Origin of the sequence: Streptomyces sp. SAJ15 (genome assembly GCF_007595705.1) — a bacterium.
Classification (GTDB): domain Bacteria; phylum Actinomycetota; class Actinomycetes; order Streptomycetales; family Streptomycetaceae; genus Streptomyces.
On record NZ_NISY01000004.1, the window covers coordinates 346129 to 369976 of the forward strand.

A 23848-nucleotide genomic window follows, 5' to 3' on the forward strand; every position below is an offset into this window, starting at 1 on the left:
GCGCCGTTGCGCCCGCCTGTCGACCTGCCCACGTTCCGACACGCCGACGTGCCGACGGGGCGGGTGCGCCAGGCGCCCGCCCCGTCGTCCAGTGTCTCAGGTCGCTACGGAACGACCTTTTCGATTTTCACGCCACCGGTCCCGGCGACCGTGCCGGTCCCGTTGACCAGCTGCACCTGGCCGAAGAAGGACCGCCCCTCGGGAGCCGCCCCGGCCACCACCACATCGGCGCTGACCTGCGCGGACGCCCCGCTGGCCAGCTTCACCGAGGAGGCTTCGCCGGTCTTGATCTCGCCCAGCGAGGAGGCGAAGTACACATCGCGGTAGTCGTACGCGGTCGAACCGCCCGGGATGCTGTAGCCCGCGACCTCTACGGTGTAGGTGCCGGCCTTGGGCTTGGCCAGGCTCACCGCCTCCTCCGAGTCGCCGTCCGCCGAGGACCCGACGGACTTCCCGTTCAGCAGGACGTTCAGGTCCAGGTCGGCCTTGGCGTCGGAGACGCCGCCGATGGCCACGTCCAGCCGGGAGACGCCCTCACCCACGGTGACGGTGGTGGTCCGCTTCTCACCCTGCTTGATCGTCGGCCGGTCGGTCTTGGCCGAGCCCAGCTCGCCGCCCTTGAGGGTGCCGTCGAGCGCCGCGAAGTCGTTGCCGACCTTCCACTCGACCTTGGTCGGGGTGCCGACCTTGGCCTCCGCCACGGTCTTGACCGCCGGGTCGAACGTGGCGCCGAGCACGTTGGCGGTGAGCGTGTACGGGTTGTCGAGCAGCGGCGAGGTGCGGCGCGACTCGACCTCCAGCTCCCACACGCCCGGCAGCGGGTTCACGTAGGCCCGCTGGTCAGGGCGGCAGGTGTTCGCCGGGTTCGGGTAGTTCGGGTAGCAGTTCGGCGTGCCCGTCGGGTCGACCGGCAGACCGTAGGGGTTGATCGCTATCCACCGGGTCTGGCTGCCGGTGGCGAGCCCGCCCAGCGAGACCTCCAGCGACTTCGCCCCCCGCGGCACGGTCACGAAGTACGAGGTGGTGTTGTTGCGCTGCTGCGTGCCGGTCTCCTTGACCGTGTACGACGGGCTCGCGAGCGGCGTGGCGGCCACCACGGTGGTGAGGATCTGCTTGTCGACGCCCTCGGTCCGCTCGTCGTCCACGTCCAGGATCGCGGAGTGGATGCCGGCGGTCCGCGCCTTGGCCGTGACCTCGAAGGTGACCGGCTTGTTCAGCGGCAGTTTGACCTTGCCGCTGCTGGGCAGGTCGAAGGTGCCGTCGTTGTTGCGCCAGTCCAGCTCGTGCCAGACCGGCCGGTCGGGACCGGTGGTGCGGGTGACGGTGACCTCGTAGGTGCGCGACTGCCGGACCTTGAGCCCGCCCTCGCGGTCGTAGAGACCGGTGCCGAAGCCGGGCTCCTTGAGGAAGCCGGACAGCTTGGTGTCGACCGGGGCCTTGACCGTGTACTGGTGGGCGGTGGCGCCGTCGCGGATGGCGTCCCACGCCTCCACGATGTCGATCAGGCCGGCCCCCTCCTGGTACGCCTGGGCGCCGCGGATGTGCTTGGCCGTGCTGGTCAGCGCGGTGCGCAGATCCGCGGGGGAGAGCTCGATGCGCTTCTGCTTGGCGGCGGACAGCAGCAGCGCCGAGGCGCCCGCGGCCTGCGGGGAGGCCATCGAGGTGCCCTGCAGCATGCCGTAGCCGGGCGGCAGCTGGTAGCCGGCCTCGGCGGTCGGGGCGCCGGGCAGCCAGGTCTGGATGGTGTTGACCGAGGCGCCGGGGGCGGAGATCGACGGGGTGAAGCCGCCGTCCTCGCGCGGGCCGCGCGAGGAGAACGGGAACATGGCGTACTTCCGCTTCACCTCGGAGCCGTAGTTGGCGGCCCAGGTCTGCTTGGAGACGGTGGCGCCGACGCTGAGCACCTTGTCGGAGAGCGCCGGGTCGCCGATGGTGTTGGCGCCGGGACCGCTGTTGCCCGCCGAGATCACCAGCTGCACGCCGTAGGTGTCGATCAGGCGGGTGTACAGCTCGGAGCGGGCGTTGTTGCCGTCGTTGAGGGCGGGCAGCCCGCCGATCGACATGTTGACGATGTCGACGCCGCGGTTGACCACCAGGTCGATCATGCCCTCGGTCAGCGCGACGTTGGTGCAGCCGCCGGTCCAGGTGCAGGCGCGCGAGGAGACCAGCTTGGCGCCGGGGGCCGCGCCGTTCATCTTGCCGCCGAAGAGGCTGTGGGCGGCGGTGATGCCGGCGACGTGGGTGCCGTGCTCGGACTCGATGACGCCGATGTTGACGAAGTCGGCCTTCTTGCCGACCCGGTCGCCGCCGAGCGGGTCCGTCGGCACGTCCTTGCGGATCTCGACCACGAAGGGGATCCGCTCGGCGATCGGGGTGGCCGGATCGTCCTTGCCGAAGTAGCCGACCTGGAAGCCGTCCTTGTACGGCTTCATGGCCTCCTCGTCGCCGAAGTCGCCGTCGTCGTCGAGGTCGACCCGTACGGTGCCGGCGGCGGCGTCGTAGAGCAGCGCCCAGGAGTCCTTGGTGTCGCCGTCCCGGTTGAGGTCGCCGGCCGCGTCGCCGCCGGTCGTCGCGCTCTCCCGGAAGAGGCTGACCTGGTAGGAGCCGGCGGGCGCGGTGTAGCCGCGGCCGTTGAAGCTGAAGTCCGGGCCGGAGACCGAGGTCAGCATGGGGCGCCAGGTGCCGTCCTGGTCCACGATCGGGTCGGTGGCCGTCACCCAGTCGACGATCTTGCGCTCGCCGGTGGTGGTCTTCTGCAGCGCCGGGTGGCCCAGGTCGACGCCGGAGTCGAGGATGCCGATCGTCACGCCCCGGCCGTCGGCCTTGGGGTGGTCCTTCACGAACTTGACGGCGCCGGTCTCGAAGGCGGGCTGGTACGGGTTCTTGGCCGGCGTGTCCTTGCCGGGGGCGGGGTAGGAGCCCGCCTTGGCGCGCTTCGCGCCCTCCGCGCGGTCGGCGCCCGGCGTCGGGTCCGGAAGGGTGATCTCCTGGCGGAGGTCGATGCCGTGGACCGAGGAGAGCCGCTCGGCCTTGGCGATGGCGGCGTCGGCCTTGCCGGTGGGCACCGTGGCCCGGACGTAGCCGAGCTTGTCGTAGGTCTGGCCCACGGAGGCGCCCGGCACCGCGTCCAGCTGCGAGGCGACCTGCTCGGTCGCGCCCGGCGCGGTGGCGATCATCATGGTGACGTTCTTGTCGCCGTCGGCCTTGGCGTCGGCGAGGAGGTCGGCGTCGGTGGCGCCGAGCTTGTCCGAGGAGGACTTCGCGGGTGCGGAGTCGGCGGGGGCGGTGACCCACGGATCGTCCCCGTGCGGGACGGCGAAGGCGGGGCCGGCGGCGGCCAGCGAGGCCACCAGGCCCGCGGCTATCGCGACGCGGACCACCGCGGGTCTGGCGCCCGCGCGACGGGCCGATCTCTCTTCTGCTGAGGGGGGCATGGGCATCCTTGTTCGGAAATCGGAGCCAACAGTCCGTTCACCTTTGTGGAATGAGCGGATGTTTGGGGAGAGTTGCCCGAGCCTGATTGGCTGATTGGCATATTTCCGCCACGCGCCATCGGGGACGAAAGGGTGGGAATGGCCGTCAAGTGACCGGTCACAGCGACCCTGTGCCTTTTATGGATCGCTCTCAGTGCGGTGCGGTTCCCGTGGAGCCCTTCGTTGTCCGCGATGTGGTCGGCCATGTGCGTGGCGACGCCGCCGGTGGCGTGGAGGACGACGACACGCCCGGGCGGCGGCCCGGCGGATCCCTCTCGCCGCCCGGACGGATCGTCGCCTTCCCCGGCAGATGAACGGCAGGTGAGCGACACCGCGCCGGCGGAGGAGCGGCAGATGACCGTCCACGGGCCGGCAGATCGATGTGCGGTGATCGGCGGCGCGCGTTGCCGCTTCGTTAACGCGCGGGTCACTCCCGGTGCCAACGATCCCAGTGACAGGGCAGGACCCTGCCCGACCGCTCACGCCTCGCCCCGGGGAGACCGCGCATGTCCCGCATACGGTCCGCAGCACGCGCCCTCGACCGCCGTACGTTCATCGCCGCCGCCGGTGCCGCGGGGGCCGCCACGGGCCTCGGTGTGGCCTTCGGGCCGGGCAGCGGCTCCGCGACCGCCTCCCCGCCCACCGGGTCGCCCGAGGCCGGCGCCCCCGCCGCCGCCCGGGTGGTCACCGCCCCCGCCGGGCCCTCCACCGCGGGCACCACGCTCCGGAGCGTCGCCGCCCCGCGCGGCAGCGGCGCCTTCAAACGGCTGGGCGACGGCCCCGGTTGGGCCCGCGTGGTACGGACCGAGCTGGCCGCCGCCAAGAGCGGCCGCGAACGCCGCCGCACCGCGCTGGCCTCCTTCGTCCAGCTCACCGACCTCCACCTCACCGACGTGCAGCACCCGGTGCGGTACGAGTTCCTGCGCTCCGGCCAGGTCAACGCCTGGCGGCCGCACGAGGCGCTGTCGGCGGCCGGGGTGGTCTCCCTGATCGAGCGGATCAACGGGCTGCGGGGCGGGCCGGCCACCGGCGCGCCGCTGTCCTTCGCGATGACCACGGGCGACAACACCGACAACAACGCGAAGATCGAGCTGGACTGGTTCCTGACGGCCATGAGCGGTGGCCGCATCACCCCCAACAGCGGCGACCCGCGCCGCTACGAGGGCGTTCAGGACAGCGGGCTGAAGACCTTCTGGCACCCCGACGCCGCGCTGCGCGACGCCGACAAGCAGCTCGGCTTCCCGCGCGTCGACGGCTTCCTCAAGGCCGCGCTCCGCACCGTCAACAGTCCCGGACTGCACCTGCCGTGGTACTCCACCGTCGGCAACCACGACGACCTCTCGGGCGGCGTCTACGCCTTCGACCGCGGCTACATCACGGACCTGGCCACCGGCGGCCGCAAGCTCCAGATCATCCCGGCCGCCGAGGCCAAGAGGATCTACGAAGCGGAGCGCAGGGGTGCCGACCCCAAGGGCGAGGTCATGAAGGAGCTCTTCCGCACCTACGCGAGAAAGATGCGGTCGGTCACCCCCGACGAGCGCCGGGCGCCGTTCACGCTCAAGGAGTACCTGGCGGCGCACCTCGACCCGAAGTACGCCGGGGCGGGCCCGGTCGGCCACGGCTACACCCGGGCCAACCTGGAGAAGGGCACCCTCTACTACTCGTTCCGGATCTCCGACGACGTCATCGGCGTCAGCGTCGACTCCACCGACCCGGGCGGCCACTACACCGGATCCATCGGGACCGGGCAACTGCGCTGGCTGGAGCGGACCCTGAAGGCGCACAAGGACGACCACGTCCTGGTCTTCAGCCACCACTACAGCCGCAGCATGAAGAACATGACGCCCGACCCCGCCAACCCGCGCGAGGCCCGGCACACCGGCGAGGAGCTCGTCCAGCTCTTCCGGCGCCACACCAACGTGCTGGCCTGGATCAACGGCCACAGCCACCGCAACGAGATCACCCCGCGCGGCAGCTTCTGGGAGATCACCACCGCCTCGCACATCGACTTCCCCCAACTGGCCCGGGTGATCGAGGTCGTGGACAACCACGACGGGACGCTGTCGCTCTTCACCACGCTGGTGGAGTCCGCCGCCCCGCACCGCACGGACTTCACCGACCTCTCCCAGACCGGCCTGGCCGCGCTCTACCGCGAGCTGTCCTTCAACGCGCCCGGCGCCCGCGGCACCCTGGCGGGGCAGCCGACCGACCGCAACACGGAGCTGCTGCTGCCCAAACGCTGATCACCACTCAACCTTCCCGACGCCGACCGGAGTCCTCTCCGGTGGATCCCGAGAAACGGGGTCAACAGGGCTCGACGGAAGAAGAGTTGAAGTGTCAAACAATATGACGACACCGGTGAGCTCGTCCGTGACGCACACGCAGCGCCGGGGGCGTGTCGCACGGGCCTCGCTGGCGGCCGTGGCGGCCACCGCCGCCCTGGGCGCGAGCGCGCTGCTGGCGCCGGGCGCCTCCGCCGCCACCCACTCCGCCGGCGCCGGCAAGGGCCACGCCGCCACCCAGAAGGCCCTCGACGCCAACGTGGCGCTCGGCGTGCCGGGCGTCGTCGCCCAGGCCCGCGACGCGCGCGGCACCTGGAACGGCACCTCGGGGGTCGGCAACCTCAAGACCAAGAAGCCGCGCGGCGCGGACGACCGCTTCCGAATAGGCAGCATCAGCAAGACGTTCGTGGCGACCGTGGTGCTCCAGCTGGAGGCGGACGGCAAGCTCGACATCGACGACAAGGTCGACAAGTGGCTGCCGGGCGTGGTCCGCGGCAACGGCCACGACGGCCGTCGCATCACCATCCGCCAGCTGCTCAACCACTCCAGCGGCATCTACAACTACACCGAGGACGCCGGATTCGGCCGGAAGATCCTCAGCAAGAACTTCCTCAAGCACCGCTACGACACCTTCACCCCGCGCCAGCTGGTGAAGACCGCCATGGGGCACCGGCCGTACTTCAAGCCGGGCGCCGACTGGCACTACTCCAACACCAACTACATCCTCGCCGGGATGATCATCGAGAAGGCGACCGGCCACCCGTACGGCACCGAGGTCGAACGGCGCGTCCTCAAGCCGCTCAAGCTGCGCTCCACCTCGCTCCCCGGCACCAAGGCCAGGGTGCCCGGCCCGCACAGCCGCGGGTACAGCACCCTCTTCGACACCAGCCCGAAGGCCAAGGTCCACGACGTCACCGAGATGAACCCGTCATGGGGCCACTCGGCCGGCGAGATGATCTCCACCACGAGCGACCTCAACCGCTTCTACCAGTCCCTGCTGGGCGGCCGGCTGCTCCCCGCCAAGCAGCTCAAGGAGATGAAGACCACCATCCCGATGAGCAAGGAGGCGCCCAACGCCCGCTACGGGCTGGGACTGGCGAAGATCAAGCTGCCCTGCTCCACCACCGTCTGGGGCCATGACGGCGGCATCCACGGCTCGGCGAGCCTCGGCCTCACCACCGGGGACGGGCGCCACACGCTGGCCGCGAACCTCAACGGGGACTGGGCCGGGGACTTCGGCTCCGTGATGACGGCGGAGTTCTGCGGCAAGGGCGCCCCGGCGGCGGCCGGCGGCTGGTCGACCCCCTCGCTCACCGGGGGAGAATGACGACATAGGCGGCGGGCTCGCGGTCGGCCGCGGCCATCAGGGCCGTGCGGACCACCGCGGCCTGCTGCGCGGGGACCTCGCGCAGCTTGCGCGGGGTGATCCGGACCACCGTGATGCCCAGCCGCTCCAGGTGCTCGCGCCGGCCGGTGAATCCGGCCGGCGGCGGGTTCTGCTCATGGCGCGAGGACCGGGTGTCCAGGTCCACCGCCACCGACTGCTCCGGCCAGAAGGCGTCCACACCGCCGAGGCACGGGCCGCCGGGCAGCCGCAGATCGACGTTCCACAGCGGCTGGGGCAGCACGTGCGCGCGCACCATCTCGTACAGCTGCCCCTCCGCGATGGCCCGTCCCTCGGCGAGCAGGCCGTCGACCGCGTCGACCACGTGCGGCCGGGACAGCAGCCGCGAGGCGGAGAGCTCCCCCACGATCGCCGTCGCCTCGCAGTGCCCGCCGCGCACCGCCTCGGTGAGCAGCCGGCGCACCGTCGAGGCGTCGGTGAGTCGTGCCACGGTGTCGGCCAGCGCCCGGGCGACCGGGGCGGTGGGCACACCGGCGATCTCCTCGGACCGGGGCATCGCCTGGGTGCGTACGAAGCGCACGAAGCCGGTGGAGCGCAGCCGTCGGTTGCGAGGCACGAGGACGTCCACGCGGTCCAGCGAGAGCACCGGGGGAGCGGAGGAGAAGCGGTGCAGGGCGAGTGCGGCCAGGCCGGTGATCGCCGCCGGCCCGTAGCCCTCGGCGCCCGGGGGGCCCTCCTCCGTCGGCTCGGCGACGCCACCGGGGGCGCGGCTCGCGGTGTACAGCAGCGCGGCGTGCAGCCGCTCCTCGCTGGTCGGTGGCCCGGGATGGAGCAGATGGACACCCGGCAGGATCTGCTGCCACGGCCCGCCGGACCGGCACCGCTCGGCCGCGGTCGCCGCCGAGACGCCGTGCGCCCGGAGCTGACGCGTCGTCATCACCAGGCGCTGGGTGTCGGACAGATGGTGGAGGGGGCGGGGCGAGAGTGGAGTGTTGTGGTTCATGCCCCGGCCATTCCCGCGGACGCTCGGCCCCCTAACCCCTGTTACACAGTCGTCGACAAAACTGGACAACACCGTACTAAAGCAAGGGTGTTCGGACTTCCGTCATCTGTGCGGACGCACCGGGCGGCCACGCTGGTTCCCCGTGGTCCCGGGAGCCCGGGGCGTGAGCCAGGGGGTGCCGGCTCCGTGCGGCCACGGATGGCCGCGGCCGCACGGAGCCGGACTTGGTAGCGAAGGCGGAACGCCGGTGCGGTCGCCGCGGCCCGCGGCGCGCACGCCCGGCCGGACCCCGACAGGGTCGCGGGACTCCCGACCGGGCCGCCGGACCCCCGACGGGGTCCCTAGACCGCGGCGCGGGCGTCGCACTCCTGGGCCCGCAGCGCGCGGGCCAGGTCGTCGCGGGCCTCGATGACCAGACGACGCAGGGCCGGGGCGGCGTCCTCGTGCGCGGCCAGCCAGACGTCCGTGGCCTCCAGCGTCGCGGGGTCGTCCTGGAGCGCCGGGAAGAGGCCGCGCACGATCGCCATGGCGATCTCGATCGACCGGGTGCGCCACACCTCCTCGATCACCGCGAAGTACCGCGGGGCGTACGGCGCGAGCAGCTCCCGCTGGCCCGGCTGGTCGAAGCCGGCGATGGTGGCCTCCACCAGCGCGTTCGACAGCGCGTCGGACTCCACGACCGTCGCCCACGCCTCCGCCTTGACCTCGGCCGACGGGCGCGCGGCCAGGCAGCGCACCTGGTGGCGCTTTCCGGACGCGGTGTCGTCCCGGCGCAACTCGGCGGCGAGCACCGACTCGTCCGCCACGCCCTGCCCGGCCAGCGTCTCCAGGAACGTCCAGCGCAGCTCCTGGTCGACGTCGAGCCCGTCGATCCGGGCCGTGCCGTCCAACAGTCCGGTCAGCAGCTGCAGATCGGCGTCGTCGGAGGCCGCCTGAGCGAAGAAGCGGGCCCACGCCAACTGGTGGCCGCTGCCCGGCTCGGCGAGCCGCAGCTCGCGCAGCGCCCCCTCGGCCAACGCCCGACCCCCGCGCTCGCGCCACTCCGGCGCCGCGTAGTGCACCAGCGCGCCGCGGGCCCAGACATGGAGCATCTGGAGCACGCCGATGTCGGTCTCCGCCCCGGCGAACCGCAGCACCAGGTCGAGGTAGTCGCGGGCCGGCATCAGCCCGTCCCGGGTCAGGTTCCACAGCGCGGACCAGCACAGCGCGCGGGCCAACGGGTCGGTCAGGTCGCCGAGATGACGGCGCAGCGTGTCCAGCGAGTCGGCGTCGAAGCGCACCTTGCAGTACGTCAGGTCCTCGTCGTTGACGAGGATCAGCTCGGGCCGCTCGGCACCGGCCAGCTCCGCCACCACGGTGCGCTGCCCGGTGACGTCAACCTCCGCGCGGGCGTAGCGCACCAGCGGCCCGCCCGCCTCCACACGGCGGTAGAGGCCGACGGCGACCCGGTGCGGCCGCAGCGTCGGCAGCGCGGGGTCGGCCTCCTGCATGATCGCCAGCTCGGTGACGCGGTCCGCGGCGTCATACGTGGCCTGGGGGGTGAGCACATTGACCCCGGCGGTCTGCAGCCAGGCCCGGGCCCAGGCGGTCATGTCGCGTCCAGAGGTCTCCTCCAGCACCGACAGCAGATCGGCCAGCCGGGTGTTGCCGTAGGCGTGCCGCTTGAAGTAGCGGCGGGCGCCCTCCAGGAAGGCGTCCCGGCCCACGTACGCCACGAGCTGCTTGAGCACCGAGGCGCCCTTGGCGTAGGTGATGCCGTCGAAGTTGAGCTTGGCGTCCTCCAGGTCACGGATGTCGGCGGTGACGGGGTGGGTGGAGGGCAGCTGGTCCGCGCGGTACGCCCACGCCTTGCGGCGGTTGGCGAAGGTGATCCAGCCCTCGGTGAAGCGCGTCGCCTCCACCAGCGAGAAGGCGCCCATGAAGTCCGCGAACGACTCCTTGAGCCAGAGGTCGTCCCACCACTCCATGGTGACCAGGTCGCCGAACCACATGTGCGCCATCTCGTGCAGGATGACGTTGGCCCGGTTCTCGTACGCGGCGCGGGTCACCTTGCCGCGGAAGACGAACTCCTCGCGGAAGGTCACGCACCCCGGGTTCTCCATGGCCCCGATGTTGTACTCCGGCACGAACGCCTGGTCGTACTTGCCGAACGGGTACGGGTAGTCGAAGTGGTCGTGGAAGAAGTCCAGGCCCTGCTTGGTGACGGTGAAGATGTCGTCCGCGTCGAAGTGCTTGGCGAGCGAGGCCCGGCACAGCGCGCCGAGCGGGATCTCCAGCACCGTGCCGTCCTCCAGGGGGCGGCGGTAGTGGTCGCGCTCGACGTGGTAGGGACCGGCGACGATCGCGGTGATGTAAGTGGAGATCGGCCGGGTCGGCACGAAGCGCCACACGGCCGCCCCGTCCCCGGCGGGCTCCGGCGCTGCCGCCTCCTCACCGTTGCTCAGCACCGTCCAGTCGGCGGGGGCGGTCACCGAGAAGGTGAACGGCGCCTTCAGGTCCGGCTGCTCGAAGTCGGCGAAGACGCGCCGGGCGTCGGCCGGTTCGTACTGCGTGTAGAGATAGACCTGTCCGTCCTCCGGGTCGACGAACCGGTGCAGGCCCTCACCGGTCCGGCTGAACGCGCACCGCGCGTCCACCACCAGCACGTTCTCCTCGGCCAGCCCCTCCAGCGCGATCCGCGCGCCGTCGAAGACGGCCGTCGGGTCCAGCTCGCGCCCGTTCAGCGTCACCGAGGTCACCCGCGGCGCGACCAGGTCCGCGAAGCTGTCCGCGCCCGGCTCGGCGCAGCGGAAGCGGATCGTCGTCCTCGAACCGAAGGTGCGCGGGCCCTCGCCGTCTCCCGCATCCGCCGGGTCGACCGCCGTTCGCAGGTCCAGCGCCACCTCGTAGGAGTCCACCGTCAACAGCCGGGCCCGCTCGCGGGCCTCGTCTCGGGTCAGGTTCTCACCGGGCACGACGCGACTCCCTCGTCTCCGTTACGGACTTCTCGAATATCGGACGCTCGAAATCATGACACGCGGGACGGATGGCGGGAATCGTGGGAATGAGACCTGTGGACAACGGTGTTCCGAGGAGCGACGTACTTTCCCGTTCAAGGAGCGACCGTGACCGCGACCACCGCCAAGACCCCCGTCGACTTCTGGTTCGACCCGCTGTGCCCCTGGGCGTGGATGACCTCGCGCTGGATGCTCGAAGTGGAGAAGGTGCGCCCCGTCGAGGTGCGCTGGCATGTGATGAGCCTCGCCGTGCTGAACGAGAACAAGCTGGACGAGGTGCCCGAGGAGTACCGGGAGATGCTGCGCACCACCGCCTGGTGGCCGGTGCGGGTGTGCGTCGCGGCCGAGCAGAAGTTCGGCAGCGAGGTGCTGGGCCGGCTCTACACGGCGCTCGGCACCCGCTTCCACAACCAGGGCCTGGAGCGCGACCGCGAGACGATCGTCGCGGCGCTGGAGGAGGCCGGCCTGCCCGCCGAGCTGGCGGACGCCGCGTACACCGACGCGTACGACGCCGAGCTGCGCGCCTCCCACCAGGAGGGCATAGGTCTGGTCGGCGAGGACGTCGGCACCCCGGTGATCGCGGTCCCGGGCGCGGACGGGGAGCGCGTCGCCTTCTTCGGTCCGGTCGTCACCCCGGCCCCCAAGGGCGAGGCCGCGGGCCGACTGTGGGACGGCACGCTGCTGGTGGCCTCGACGCCGGGCTTCTACGAGATCAAGCGCACCCGGACGGCCGGCCCGATCTTCGACTGAGCGCCGTACCGGAACCGGCACCGGCACCGGCGGGCGTCGGCGACCGACGCCCGCCGCGGAGCGAAGAGCGAAGAGTGAAGTGAAAGGCCCCGCGCGAGCCACCGCGCGGGGCCTTTTCGCGCCTGCCACGTGAAGGGTGAGAAGACGATCACGAGCAGGACGACCGTGTCGGGCAGGTCCTCGCCGGACGTGCGGGTCCCGACCGGAATGAGCGGGTCCCTACCGGGAGAGCCGGCCCTTACGGGGCGAGCAGGAGGTTGTTGGCGCTCTCCTTGGCGGCCGCGTACCGCTTCGCCACGTCCTGCCAGTTGACGACCTGCCACATGGCCTCGATGAAGTCCACCTTCTGGTTCTTGTACTGGAGGTAGAAGGCGTGCTCCCAGGCGTCGAAGACCAGGATCGGCACCGAGCCCTGGCCGACGTTGCCCTGGTGGTCGTAGACCTGCTCCACGATGAGGCGGCCGGTGACCGGCTCGTAGGCGAGCACGCCCCAGCCCGAGCCCTGCGTGGTGGCGGAGGCCTTGGAGAGCTGCGCCTTGAACTTGGCGAAGGAGCCGAAGCTCTCCGCGATCGCGTCGGCGAGTTCGCCCACGCCGTCCTTCTCCAGCGGCTCGCCGCCGCCGTCGCCGGTCATGTTCTGCCAGTAGATGCTGTGCAGGATGTGGCCCGACAGGTGGAAGGCCAGGTTCTTCTGAAGACCGTTGACGGCCCCCCACTGGTCCTTGTCGCGGGCCTCCGCGAGCTGCTCCAGGGTGTCGTTCGCGCCCTTCACATAGGCGGCGTGGTGCTTGTCGTGGTGCAGCTCGATGATCTCGGCGCTGATGACCGGAGCCAGCGCCGAGTAGTCATACGGAAGTTCAGGAAGTGTGTAGATGGCCATGCCGAGCCCTCCGACGCTTATTGCAACTCACTTGCAAGTGCACGCTACCAGCAGAGATGCCGAGCGACAGCGATCAGGGGCGGACTCCGACCAAAGACGGAGGCGGGGCGGGTCCTCGGTCTGAGGACCCGCCCCGCCTCGGGAGCCGGTCGCCGCGCGGAGCGGCCGTGGCGAAGGAGTGGCCGTGTGTTCAGCCGCCGCCCGTCATCGGGTCAGCTCGGCCGCCTGCTTCCGCTCGGCCGCCTTCTGCCGGATGATGCCGAGAACGGCCAGCACCACGGTCAGTCCGCCGGTGTAGTAGAGCTGCTCGCGGGTGCCCTCCTGGCGGGCCATCAGGGCCAGGAAGGCCAGCACGCCGGCGAGCGCCACCCAGGTCAGGTACGGGAAGGCCCACATGCGGACCACGAGCTTCTCCGGCGACTCGCGCTCCAGCCGGCGGCGCATCTGGAGCTGGGAGACGGCGATGAAGCCCCAGACCACCAGCACGACGGCGCCGATCATGTTCGCCACCCAGACGAAGACCTTGTCCGGCGACCAGTAGTTCAGCAGCACGGTGATGAAGCCGAAGAGGCAGGACGCGGCCACCGCGAGCCGGGGCACGCCGCCGCTGACCTTGCCCAGGAAGGCCGGGCCCTGGCCGCGGGCGACCAGCGAGTAGGCCATCCGGGAGGAGCCGTAGATGTTGGCGTTCATCGCGGACAGCAGGGCGACGAGCACCACGACGTTCATGATCTCGCCGGCCGCGGGGATGTCCAGGTGGTTCAGGACCGAGACGTAGGGGCCGTCGCCGACGACCTTCGGGTCGTTCCACGGGATCAGCATGACGATGACGAGCATCGAGCCGATGTAGAAGAGCGCGATCCGCCACATCGCGGTGCGCACGGCGTTCGCGACGCCCTTGACCGGGTTCTCGGACTCGGCGGCGGCGATGGTGACCGTCTCCAGACCGCCGTACGCGATCACGGAGGCGACCAGGCCGACGACCAGGCCGTCGACGCCGTTGGGCATGAAGCCGCCGTGGCCGGTGAGGTTGTCGGTGCCCGGGGCGTCGGTGCCCGGCAGCACGCCGAAGATCGCGAGCAGGCCCAGCACCAGGAAGAGTCCGATGGCGCCCACCTTCAGGGCGGCGAACCAGAACTCGAACTCGCCGAAGTTCTTCACCGAGGCGAGGTTGGAGCCCAGGAAGACGATCATGAAGATCAGGACCCACATCCAGGACTCGGTCTCGGGGAACCAGCCCGTCATGATGCCGGCCGCGCCGAGACCCTCGACGCCCACCGCGAAGGTCAGCAGCGTCCAGTACATCCAGCCGGCGGTGAAGCCGGCCCAGGGACCCAGCGCCCGCTCCGCGTAGACGGAGAAGGAGCCGGAGGCCGGGTTGGCCGCGGACATCTCGCCCAGCATCCGCATCACCAGCATCACCAGGAGGCCGGACAGCGCGTACGCCAGGACGATGGAGGGGCCGGCCGCCGCGATGCCGAGGCCGGAGCTGACGAAGAGCCCGGCGCCGATCACGCCGCCGAGGGCGATCATCGACAGATGGCGCTGCTTGAGGCTGTGGGAGAGCGAGGCGCCGGAATCCCCGGGCATGCCGGTCTTGTCGGTCGCCTCGACGTCGCGCTCTGGCGCGGAGGACGCAGGTGTCCGATTCATGTCGATGATGTGTCCAGTACGTGAGAGCGGAGAGGTACGGAGGGCCCTCAGTGTGGGGTGCGTGTCCGCTCAGGACAACACCTGCGTCAGTGTTGTCTGAATATCGGACACCGACGTGACGCTAAGCGACCGAACATTCGTCAGGTTGTGATCGAAGTAGAACGAATGATGGTCATTTGTTCCGGGAGCGCAGCTCCCGCAGCCCGGCCACCGCCAGCACCGCGGCGGTCGCCCCGGCCGACCACAGCAACTGCGGACGCGCCTGCTCGTCGGTGGCCATGAGAACCAGCACGCCCGCCATGCCGACCAGGGACACCCATGTCAGCCAGGGGAAACACCACATGCGCAGAATCAGGTCGCCCGGCGCCTCACGCTCGATGCGGCGCCGCAGCCGCAGTTGCGACACGGCGATCAGGCCCCAGACGAAGAGCAGTACCGCGCCGACGGCGTTCAGCAAATACTGGAAGATCGAATCCGGCCACTTGAGATTGAGCAGGACCGAGGCGAAACCGAAGGCGACCGAGGCCAGTACCGCCCGCCGCGGCACCCCGCCCCGGGAGATCGCCAGCAGCGACCGCGGCGCCTCGCCCCGCTCCGCCAACGAGAAGACCATCCGAGATGAGCCATACAGATTGGCGTTGAGCGCGGACAGCAGCGCCACGAACACGACCACGTTCATGATCTGCCCGGCGGCCGGCACCCCGATGTGGTCCAGCACGGCCACGTACGGGCTCGTCCCCGGCGTCATGGCCGTCCAGGGCAGCACGGTGACGATGACCAGGATCGAGCCGACGTAGAAGAAGAGGATGCGCCACACGGCGCTGCGCACGGCGCGGCCGACGGCCCGCGCGGGGTCCTCCGACTCGGCCGCCGCGATCGTGACGACCTCCAGGCCGCCGAAGGCGAAGACGACGGCCAGGACGCCGGAGACCACGCCGCTCCAGCCGTTGGGCAGGAAACCGCCCTGTCCGGTGAGGTTGGTCAGCCCCACCGGATCCGTGTCGGGCAGCACCCCGAAGATCGCGAGCAGGCCGAGGCCGAGGAAGAGCACGATCGCGCCGACCTTGAGCGCCGCGAACCAGAACTCGAACTCGCCGAAGTTCTTCACGGCCGCCAGGTTCGCGAGCGTGAAGACCACCATGAAGACCAGCACCCACGCCCACTGCGGCACCGACGGGGCCCAGCCGTTGGCGATCCGCGCCGCCCCCGTCGCCTCCACCGCCAACACGACCACCAGCATGAACCAGTAGAGCCAGCCCACCGAGAAACCCGCCCAGCGGCCCAGCGCCCGCTCCGCGTGCACCGAGAACGCGCCGGAGGCCGGCATCGCCGACGACATCTCGCCCAGCATGCGCATCACCAGCATCGCGAGCGCGCCGGCGAGCAGATACGACACCACGATGCCGGGTCCCGCGACGGCGATTCCGGCACCGGAGCCGACGAACAGCCCCGCCCCGATCACTCCGCCGAGGCCGAGCATCGTCAGATGGCGCTGCTTGAGCCCGTGCGTGAGGGGTTCTTGGGGCAGGGGCTCGGACATCGTGCTCATATCTTTCGGGTTTGGGGAGACTCCACAGTCTCGCGTACAACCGCGACTCCCTGCAAAAGACCGGGAGTGCGCCCCGGACCTCACGTGACGAGCATCACGTCACCCATGTGCGGGAGAACGCATGAACGTCTGACTTTGTGTGAACTCCACCAAGGCCGCTCCCGCGCCTTTGTGGCCAAATCATGGTGATGGGCCATTGATCACTGGGCTAACGTCACCTTGTTCGACCGTGTTTTCGCATGCCCGGTCCTTCTTTGCCGTCCGCGTCACCACCAGCTGTTCCGAGCCTTTCGACCAAGCGGAGTCCTGATGAGCACTGCTGCCGCCGCCCCCCGTTCCGGAGCGGTCCTCGCCGATCTGCTGCCCGCCGCCACCAGCGGTCGGGCCCACGCCCGTGACGCGGCCCTGATCCTCGGCGGTGCCGCGCTGACCGGCCTGGCCGCGCAGCTCTCGGTGCCGGTCCCCGGCTCCCCGGTCCCGGTCACGGGGCAGACCTTCGCGGCGCTGCTGGTGGGCACCTCCCTCGGCGCCCGCCGCGGCTTCCTCTCGCTCGCGGTCTACACCCTGGTCGGCATGGCGGGCATGCCGTGGTTCGCCCAGGCCACCTCCGGCGCCGCGATGCCGTCCTTCGGCTATGTGCTGGGCATGCTGCTCGCGGCGACCGTGGTCGGCGCTCTGGCGCGACGCGGCGGCGACCGCGGGGTGCTGCGCACGGCGGGCACCATGGCGATCGGCTCCGCGATCATCTACGCGATCGGCGTGCCGTACCTGGCGCTCGCCACGGGCATGTCGATGAACGAGGCGGTGGCCGCCGGCCTCACCCCGTTCCTGATCGGCGACGCGCTCAAGGCGGCGCTCGCCATGGGCGCCCTGCCCGCCGCCTGGAAGCTGCTGGGCCGCAAGGGCTGAGCCTGACCGGCGCCCCACATACGAGCCGGGGCCGGCGCACACGAGGTGCGCCGGCCCCGGCTTTTTCCTTCGGTGGGCCTCGTTGGCCGCCGCCGGCGCCCTCTGAGCCCGCACCGCGCCTCCCGGGCCCGTGGGCGCCGCACCGGCGTCTCCCGGGTCCGTGGGCGCCGCACCGGCGTCTCCCGGGTCCGTGGGCGCCGTACCGGCGTCTCCCGGCCAGTGGGTGCCGCACCGGCGCCTCTCGGCTCGGTGAGCGCCGCACCGACGCCTTCCGGCTCGGTGAGCGCCATACCGGCGCCTCCCCATCCGTGGGAGCCGCACCGGCGCCTCTCGGGTCGGTGTAGGCCGCACCGCGCCTCCCGGCTCGGGTGAGCGCCTCCCCTCGCTCACACTCGCTCACGCCTCGCGCCCCGAAACGCAGACGACCCGTACACCCCCAGAAGAAGGGGGTGTACGGGTCGAGGTCGCTTCCTGTGCCGCTCGAACCGCGGACCCAGTGGCGGCGGATCGAGCGACCACAGAGGGCGCTCGGGGGTGGCTCGGCTACGAGCCGGTCAGAGCGTCCTCGGACTCGCTCCGCGCGGCCGACGCCCCGTCCTTCGGCTGCTGGGCGGCGGCACCGAGGCCGAGCTTGTCGCGGACCAGGGCGATGGCCAGGACCAGCACGGCCACCAGCACCGACAGGCTCACGACCTCGCGGTTGGCGTCGTCGAAGAACATGTAGCCGATCACGAAGGTGATCATCGCGATGGTGGCCCAGGTGAGGTACGGGTACAGCCACATCCGGACGACCAGCTTCTCCGGGTTCTCGCGCTCGATGATCTTGCGCATCCGCAGCTGGGTGAAGCAGATGACCAGCCAGACGAAGAGCGCGACCGCGCCGGAGGAGTTCAGCAGGAACTGGAAGACGGTGTCCGGCCACTGGTAGTTGAACCAGACGGCGAGGAAGCCGAAGACGACCGAGCCGAGGATGGCGGGCTGCGGGACGCCGCGCTCGTTGACCTTGGCGAACGCCTTCGGGGCGTCGCCGCGCTGGCCGAGCGAGAAGGCCATGCGGGAGGCGGTGTACAGACCGGAGTTCAGGCAGGAGAGCACGGCGGTCAGCACGATGACGTTCATGACCTGGCCGGCGTGCGGGATGCCGATCGAGTTCAGCGCGGCGACGTAGCTGCCGTCCTTGACGATCGACGGGTCGTTCCACTTCAGCAGGGTCACGACGACGAGGATCGAGCCCAGGTAGAAGACCGCGATACGCCAGATGACGCTGTTGGTGGCCTTGGTGACCGCGCGCTGCGGGTCCTCCGACTCGCCGGCCGCCAGGGTGACGATCTCGGAGCCCATGAAGGAGAAGACGACCATCAGCACACCGGTGAGGATGGCGCCCCAGCCGTTGGGCAGGAAGCCGCCGGCGTCGGTGAGGTGCGCGAAGCCGGCACCCTCGTTGTCCGAACCGGGGAGGACGCCGAAGACGGCGAGCAGGCCGATGACCACGAAGGCGCCGATGGCGACGACCTTGATGCCGGCGAACCAGAACTCGAACTCACCGTAGGAGGAGACCGAGGCCAGGTTGGTGGCGGTGAGCACCACCATGACGATCAGCGCCCAGGCCCACTGCGGGACGTCCGGGATCCAGCCCTCCAGGATCGCGGCGCCGGCCGTGGCCTCCACGGCGAGCACGACCACCCAGAAGAACCAGTAGAGCCAGCCGATGGTGAAGCCGGCCCAGCGGCCGAGCGCGCGGTCGGCGTAGGCGGAGAAGGAGCCGGAGGTCGGGTTCGCCGCCGACATCTCACCGAGCATGCGCATCACGAAGACGACCAACATGCCGACGAGGGCGTACGACAGCAGAATGCCGGGGCCGGCCTTGGCGATGCCGCCGCTGGATCCGACGAACAGGCCGGCGCCGATCACACCGCCGATCGCGATCATGGAGAGATGGCGGTTCTTGAGGCCGGCCTTGAGGCCGTCGGACGAGTTCGCCTGACCGGGGTCGCCGGAGGGCGTACCCACCGGGGGGGTCGCGGGCTGTGCGCTCATGTGCGCGATCCTTTGCACTGGGGTTTCGAGCCACGCCAGTGAATCTCAGGGGAAGCGATAGATGAACCTTTGAATCCAGATCGTTACTTGAGGTTTCCATGAGCTTTCTCCGGCTTTCCCCAAGATCAAGCAGGGAACTCGCCGAGATTGCCTCGTGTTTGCACTGCGTTTGCAACGCCTTTCGGCGCGCCGTGCGCGCCATGCGGCGCGTGCCCCCGGGGCGAATGACCCCGTTCGGGGTGCTTGTGGGGATGGTCGCCCACCCATGGCCGCCGGCGAATGCCGCCCATGTCACACTGCATGCCATGCGCGTGTACCTCGGCTCTGATCATGCCGGACTTGAACTCAAGAACCACCTCGTCGAGTGGCTGACGGCCCACGGCCACGAGCCCGTCGACTGCGGCCCGCACATCTACGACGCCCAGGACGACTACCCGCCGTTCTGCCTGCGTGCGGCGGAGCGGACCGCCGCCGACCCGGACAGCCTCGGCATCGTGATCGGCGGTTCCGGCAACGGCGAGCAGATCGCCGCCAACAAGGTCAAGGGCGTGCGCGCCGCGCTGGCCTGGAGCGAGCAGACCGCCGCCCTGGGCCGCGAGCACAACAACGCCAACGTGATCAGCATCGGCGGCCGGATGCACACCGTGGAAGAGGCGACGAAGTTCGTCGAGATCTTCCTGGACACCCCGTACTCCGGCGAGGAGCGGCACACCCGCCGCATCGAGATGCTCAGCGTCTACGAGACCACCGGTGAGCTCCCGCCGATCCCGGCCCACCACCCGCAGCAGCCGTAGCAGCCGTAGCCCCCGGCCGGCCGGCCGGCCAGCCGGCATCGCCCGCCCCACGCGCCGAAGCGACCGGGGCGGGCGTTCGCGTTTCTCCGGAGGCGGCGTTTCTCCAGAGGCGTTTCTTCGGGCGGCGTTTCTCCACAGGCGTTCCTTCGGATCCGGCGTTCTTCCGGCGTCCGGGTGCCGGCCGCGTACCCTCATCCGTGTCGAATCGCCTCCGGAGGAGTCCGCGTGCCCGAGGGCCACACCATTCACCGTCTGGCGGCGGACCACCGCGCCCTCTTCGCGGGGCGCCCGGTGCGGGTGAGCAGTCCGCAGGGCAAGTTCGCCGACAGTGCCGCGCTGCTGGACGGGGAGCGGCTCACCTCCGCCGAGGCGCATGGCAAGCACCTCTTCCTCGGCTTCGGCGAGCAGGGCTGGGTCCATGTCCACCTGGGCCTGTTCGGCAAGTACGCCCTCGGTGACGCCCCCGCCCCGCCGGCCACGGAGACCGTGCGACTGCGACTGGTCGCCGACGACTCCTACGCCGATCTGCGCGGCCCCACCACCTGTGCGCTGATCACCGATGCCGAGAAGCAGGCGATACACGACCGGCTCGGGCCCGACCCGCTGCGCCCGGCGGACGACGGCGAGGGCGCCTGGGCCCGCGTCTCGCGCAGCCGCACCTCGGTCGCCGCGCTGCTCATGGACCAGAAGGTGATCGCGGGCGTCGGAAACGTCTACCGCGCGGAGGTGCTGTTCCGGCACGGCATCGATCCGTACCGATCGGGGCGTGATCTCACCCGCGCGGAATGGGACGCGATCTGGGTCGATCTGGTCGCCCTGATGCGCGAGGGGGTGCGGAACAACCGGATCGACACCGTCCGGCCCGAACACACCCCGGAGGCCATGGGGCGCCCGCCGCGCGTCGACGACCACGGCGGCGAGGTGTACGTCTACCGTCGCGCCACGCTGCCGTGCCACATCTGTGGCGGCGAGGTCCGCACCGCCGACCTCGCCGCCCGCAACCTCTTCTGGTGCCCCGGCTGCCAGCGGAGGTAGCGGTCCCGGAGAGCGAGGACCGGCGCCCCGAGCGGGGTGACCCCCGGGCGCCGCGCGGCCGTCAGAAGGTGTGCGGCAGCCACGGCGCGACATCGCTGCCGAACGCCGTCGACACCTCCGCCAGCGCCCCCGGCCGCAGCTCGTGCACCCGCCCCGCGCCGGCCAGCGCGGAGAGCGCCACCCCGCCCAGATAGGCGGCGCCCAACTCCCGGGCGCCCAGCCGCAGATCGGCCGGCTCGGTGTCGTCGACGCGCTCGCAGGAGGCGCCCTCGGCGTCGCCCGCCAGCCGCCAACGCCCCTCGTTCCACGGGCAGAACGGGTCGACCACCTCCAGCACGGCGTCGACCGGCACGGAGTACGTCCGCGCCTCCAGCGCCGCGCCGACATCCACCAGTCGTACGTGCAGCCCGTCCCGCACCCCGACCTCGCAGCGCCGAACGTCGGACACCAACTGCCAGAGCGGATCGTCGACCGCGCGGGAGCTCAGCCCGAGCGTCGAGGTCAGATCGAGTTCGAAGAGGTAGCGCCACAGGGCGGCGTACGCGGCCGGAGTCAGCGCCTCCAGATCGGTCAGGACCACCATGCCGTCCGCGCCGGACGGCAGCCACTTCGCGTTGATCGCGTACCGCGCGTAGCCGAGCACCTCGCCGCCCGCCGACTCGGCCAGCACGCAGCGCAGCGGTGAGGCGCCCTTCCGCCTGCCCGGGGGATCCAGCAGCGGCACCCGGTCCCAACCCGGCTGTCGCACCAGCATGCCCGGCCGGGTGACGACCCGCTGCGCGTAGACGCCCTCGCAGGCCGACCGCGCGGCCTCGGGAGTGCTCTGCCGCAGCCGTATGCCCTCGGTGCCCTGCGGAAGATCGATCCGGACCCGCGAGGTGTCGATCTCGGCGTACGCACTCTGCGTAGCGATGCCGTAGCCGAAGCGGCCGTAGATGGCGGGCTCCGAGGCGGTGAGCACCGCGAGGGGTTCGCCCAGCGCGCGTACGTCATCCAACTGCCGGCGCATCATCGCGGTCAGCACACCGCGCCGGCGGTGGGTCGCCCGCACCCCGACCATGGTCACGCCGGCCGCCGGCACCAGCGCCCCGCCCGGGACCGACACCCGGAAGCTGAAGGCGCCCGCCGAGCCGATGATCAGGTCCTCGTCCCAGGCGCACAGGGAACGCTCCACCTCGGCGAGCTCGCGCCACAGCGCGCGCTCCGCCGGGGACTCCAGGGCGCCGCCGAAGGCGCCGTCCAAGACCCCGTACCACTCGTCCCAGTCCTCCGCGCGCAGCGCCCGTAGCTCCGTGGTCATGGGGGCAGGACTACCAGCCCGGTTCTGTCGCGCGCGAACGATTTTCCCCTTGATCGGGCACGGCGATACCCACCGGTTCGCCCCACCCCGGCGGGTGGTTCGGGACACCGCGAATCGACGCGCGTCCGAACGGATCGATAGGGTCCCAAAGCAATGACTGGTAGCGGCGGAGCGGACAGCCCCACGGCCCGGATGCGCAAGGCGCTGCACCGGGCCCGGACAAGCGTGCGCAAAGCCGGGGTCGACTACTTCCGCGGCGACGGCTCCGACTGGCTGGCGCTCGCCACCCTGCTGCTCGCCGTGCCGGCCATCGCCCTGGGCACCATCGCCCAACCCGACTGGTGCGCACCCTCCGCCCTCGTCCTGCCGATCGTCGCCGGCGGGTTGCTGCTGCGCCCGGCCAGCCTGCTGGCGCTCTACGCCGCGGCCGCGGCGGCGCTCATCGTGGAGTCCGCGGTCCTCGGCCCCTATCCGGGCTCGGGAGGCGCCGCCCGGGTCACGCCCGGCACCATCCTGGTCGTCGCCGCGGTGGGCTTCTTCGGGCTGCTGATCGCCCAGTTCCGCAGCAGAGTCGGCGTGCCCTGGCGGCGCGGCGGCACCATGCTGTTCGACCTGCGTGAACGCATCCGGGTGCAGAGCAAGTTGCCCGGACTGCCGCGCGGCTGGCACCGGGAGATGGCGCTGCGCCCGGCCGGCGGCCAGTCCTTCTCCGGCGACTTCGTGGTCGCGGCCCGCACCAACGGCGGGCGGACCCTGGAGGTCGTGCTGACCGATGTCTCCGGCAAGGGCATGGACGCGGCCTCCCGCGCGCTGCTGCTGTCGGGCGCCTTCGGCGGACTGCTCGGCTCGCTGCCCCCGCACGGCTTCCTCCCGGCCGCCAACGGCTATCTGCTGCGCCAGGACTGGGACGAGGGCTTCGCCACCTCCGTCCACCTCGTCCTGGACCTCGACAGCGGCGACTACGAGCTGCTGTCCGCCGGCCACCTCCCCGCCCTCCAGTTGAACGCCGGCACCGGCCGCTGGGAGGAGAAGGCGGCGGAAGGCCCGCTGCTGGGGGTCTACGACGGGGCCCAGTTCGACCCGGTCAAGGGCACCCTGCGCCAGGGCGACGTCCTGATGCTCTTCACCGACGGGCTGGTGGAGACGGCGGAGCGGGACATCAGCGAGGGCATGGACCGGCTCACCGGCGAGGCCGACCGCTATGTGACGGCCGGCTTCCACGGAGCGGCCTGGCACCTGATCGAGACCGTGGCCAAGGACGTCAACGACGACCGCGCGTTGCTGCTGATCTGCCGGCACTGACCGGCCTGCGAGGAGCCGGGATGGATGCCGGGACGAACGCCCACAGAGACGCCGAGAGAGACGCCGACATGAGCCCGCTGAGCCTGGCGGAGGTCGAACGGCTGGCGCGGCGGGCACACGCGGCGCAGCGGGACAAGGCGGGCCGGCCCTACGTCGAGCACCTGGCGGCGGTGGCGGCCGGCGTACGGGAGCGCGGCGGCACGGACGAACAGATCGCCGCCGCCTGGCTGCACGACGCCGTGGAGGACGGCGCCGTCACCGCCGAGTGGCTCGCCGGCGCGGCGCTGTCGCCGTGGACCAAGGACATGATCCGCGCCGTGACGAAGCTGCCGGGCGAGTCGCTCGCCGAGTACACCGCCCGCGTCCTGGCCACCCCGGGCGCCCTGCTGATCAAGGAGGCGGATCTGGCGCACAACGCCGACCCGGACCGTCTCGCCGCTCTCGACCCGGCGACCCGCGACCGCCTCACCGCCAAGTACGCCGAGGTCCGCCGGCTGCTCGGACTGGCCGACTGACCGGCTCACCCGCCGCCCGCGCGGG

At 71.2% G+C, this 23848-nt stretch carries 16 protein-coding genes and 1 pseudogene; 9 read left to right on the top strand and 8 right to left on the bottom strand.

Translation table 11 applies throughout. The features are described from left to right. Positions 1-104: 104 nt before the first annotated feature. Positions 105-3434, bottom strand: coding sequence for a S8 family serine peptidase (locus CD790_RS14120; RefSeq protein WP_144383551.1), 3330 nt, complete (start codon positions 3432-3434; stop codon positions 105-107). Positions 3435-3643: 209 nt separating this feature from the next. Here CD790_RS14120 and CD790_RS34595 point away from each other — a divergent pair, with 209 nt between their 5' ends. The 3 genes from CD790_RS34595 (at position 3644) to CD790_RS14130 (ending at position 7082) form a co-directional block, all read left to right on the top strand. Then, entirely contained in the window at positions 3644-3787 is a 144-nt protein-coding gene (locus CD790_RS34595; protein WP_186319012.1) for a hypothetical protein, read from the top strand. Positions 3788-3979: 192 nt separating this feature from the next. Further along, a complete protein-coding gene (locus CD790_RS14125) occupies positions 3980-5716 on the top strand; it encodes a TIGR03767 family metallophosphoesterase (RefSeq protein ID WP_144383552.1) in 1737 nt (578 codons plus the stop codon). Positions 5717-5843: 127 nt separating this feature from the next. Next, positions 5844-7082, top strand: coding sequence for a serine hydrolase (locus CD790_RS14130; RefSeq protein ID WP_260867569.1), 1239 nt, complete (start codon positions 5844-5846; stop codon positions 7080-7082). Here the strand turns inward: CD790_RS14130 and CD790_RS14135 are convergent. Together CD790_RS14135 and pepN are read right to left on the bottom strand one after the other, a co-directional pair. Beyond that, positions 7066-8103: a hypothetical protein gene (locus tag CD790_RS14135; RefSeq protein WP_144383554.1), complete on the bottom strand. Its 1038-nt coding sequence runs from the start codon at positions 8101-8103 to the stop codon at positions 7066-7068. The genes CD790_RS14130 and CD790_RS14135 overlap by 17 nt on opposite strands. A gap of 341 nt (positions 8104-8444) precedes the next feature. After that, complete coding sequence (gene pepN / locus CD790_RS14140) at positions 8445-11057, bottom strand: aminopeptidase N (protein ID WP_144383555.1); 2613 nt, start codon at positions 11055-11057, stop codon at positions 8445-8447. 150 nt (positions 11058-11207) lie between these two features. On the opposite strand from pepN, the gene CD790_RS14145 reads away from it, so the two are divergent. Further along, positions 11208-11849: a DsbA family protein gene (locus CD790_RS14145; RefSeq protein WP_313956505.1), complete on the top strand. Its 642-nt coding sequence runs from the start codon at positions 11208-11210 to the stop codon at positions 11847-11849. A 238-nt stretch (positions 11850-12087) separates the two neighbouring features. Here the strand turns inward: CD790_RS14145 and CD790_RS14150 are convergent, their stop codons facing one another. The 3 genes from CD790_RS14150 to CD790_RS14160 form a co-directional block, all read right to left on the bottom strand. Continuing rightward, positions 12088-12729, bottom strand: coding sequence for a superoxide dismutase (locus CD790_RS14150; protein WP_144383556.1), 642 nt, complete (start codon positions 12727-12729; stop codon positions 12088-12090). A 204-nt stretch (positions 12730-12933) separates the two neighbouring features. Continuing rightward, positions 12934-14382, bottom strand: coding sequence for an amino acid permease (locus CD790_RS14155; protein ID WP_144383557.1), 1449 nt, complete (start codon positions 14380-14382; stop codon positions 12934-12936). A gap of 172 nt (positions 14383-14554) precedes the next feature. Next, a complete protein-coding gene (locus CD790_RS14160; RefSeq protein ID WP_144383558.1) occupies positions 14555-15931 on the bottom strand; it encodes an amino acid permease in 1377 nt (458 codons plus the stop codon). 309 nt (positions 15932-16240) lie between these two features. On the opposite strand from CD790_RS14160, the gene CD790_RS14165 reads away from it, so the two are divergent. Beyond that, the gene (locus tag CD790_RS14165) at positions 16241-16840 is read left to right on the top strand and encodes a biotin transporter BioY (protein WP_144383559.1); all 600 of its coding nucleotides are present in this window, start codon (positions 16241-16243) and stop codon (positions 16838-16840) included. 609 nt (positions 16841-17449) lie between these two features. Here the strand turns inward: CD790_RS14165 and CD790_RS14170 are convergent. After that, positions 17450-18877 (bottom strand): annotated as a pseudogene (locus CD790_RS14170) (amino acid permease); the annotation flags it as partial. A gap of 305 nt (positions 18878-19182) precedes the next feature. Here CD790_RS14170 and CD790_RS14175 point away from each other — a divergent pair. Beyond that, complete coding sequence (locus tag CD790_RS14175) at positions 19183-19671, top strand: ribose-5-phosphate isomerase (protein ID WP_144383561.1); 489 nt, start codon at positions 19183-19185, stop codon at positions 19669-19671. A gap of 225 nt (positions 19672-19896) precedes the next feature. Continuing rightward, positions 19897-20706 carry an Fpg/Nei family DNA glycosylase gene (locus CD790_RS14180; protein ID WP_144383562.1) on the top strand — a complete coding sequence of 270 codons (810 nt, stop codon included), beginning with the start codon at positions 19897-19899 and terminating at the stop codon, positions 20704-20706. A 61-nt stretch (positions 20707-20767) separates the two neighbouring features. On the opposite strand, the gene CD790_RS14185 is transcribed toward CD790_RS14180, so the two are convergent. Further along, positions 20768-22006 carry a GNAT family N-acetyltransferase gene (locus CD790_RS14185; RefSeq protein WP_144383563.1) on the bottom strand — a complete coding sequence of 413 codons (1239 nt, stop codon included), beginning with the start codon at positions 22004-22006 and terminating at the stop codon, positions 20768-20770. A gap of 153 nt (positions 22007-22159) precedes the next feature. On the opposite strand from CD790_RS14185, the gene CD790_RS14190 reads away from it, so the two are divergent. Together CD790_RS14190 and CD790_RS14195 are read left to right on the top strand one after the other, a co-directional pair. Continuing rightward, a complete protein-coding gene (locus CD790_RS14190) occupies positions 22160-23308 on the top strand; it encodes a PP2C family protein-serine/threonine phosphatase (protein ID WP_144383564.1) in 1149 nt (382 codons plus the stop codon). Between the two features lie 68 nt (positions 23309-23376). After that, on the top strand, positions 23377-23823 hold the full coding sequence (locus tag CD790_RS14195; RefSeq protein WP_144383565.1) for an HD domain-containing protein: 447 nt from the start codon (positions 23377-23379) through the stop codon (positions 23821-23823). Positions 23824-23848: the final 25 nt, after the last annotated feature.

Bases quoted from the DNA above. Each gene is read 5' to 3' on its own strand.
- CD790_RS14120 (WP_144383551.1), bottom strand. From the start codon at position 3,434: ATGCCCCCCTCAGCAGAAGAGAGATCGGCCCGTCGCGCGGGCGCCAGA.
- CD790_RS14125 (WP_144383552.1), top strand. From the start codon at position 3,980: ATGTCCCGCATACGGTCCGCAGCACGCGCCCTCGACCGCCGTACGTTC.
- CD790_RS14135 (WP_144383554.1), bottom strand. From the start codon at position 8,103: ATGAACCACAACACTCCACTCTCGCCCCGCCCCCTCCACCATCTGTCC.
- CD790_RS14150 (WP_144383556.1), bottom strand. From the start codon at position 12,729: ATGGCCATCTACACACTTCCTGAACTTCCGTATGACTACTCGGCGCTG.
- CD790_RS14155 (WP_144383557.1), bottom strand. From the start codon at position 14,382: ATGAATCGGACACCTGCGTCCTCCGCGCCAGAGCGCGACGTCGAGGCG.
- CD790_RS14160 (WP_144383558.1), bottom strand. From the start codon at position 15,931: ATGAGCACGATGTCCGAGCCCCTGCCCCAAGAACCCCTCACGCACGGG.
- CD790_RS14165 (WP_144383559.1), top strand. From the start codon at position 16,241: ATGAGCACTGCTGCCGCCGCCCCCCGTTCCGGAGCGGTCCTCGCCGAT.
- CD790_RS14175 (WP_144383561.1), top strand. From the start codon at position 19,183: ATGCGCGTGTACCTCGGCTCTGATCATGCCGGACTTGAACTCAAGAAC.
- CD790_RS14185 (WP_144383563.1), bottom strand. From the start codon at position 22,006: ATGACCACGGAGCTACGGGCGCTGCGCGCGGAGGACTGGGACGAGTGG.
- CD790_RS14190 (WP_144383564.1), top strand. From the start codon at position 22,160: ATGACTGGTAGCGGCGGAGCGGACAGCCCCACGGCCCGGATGCGCAAG.
- CD790_RS14195 (WP_144383565.1), top strand. From the start codon at position 23,377: ATGAGCCCGCTGAGCCTGGCGGAGGTCGAACGGCTGGCGCGGCGGGCA.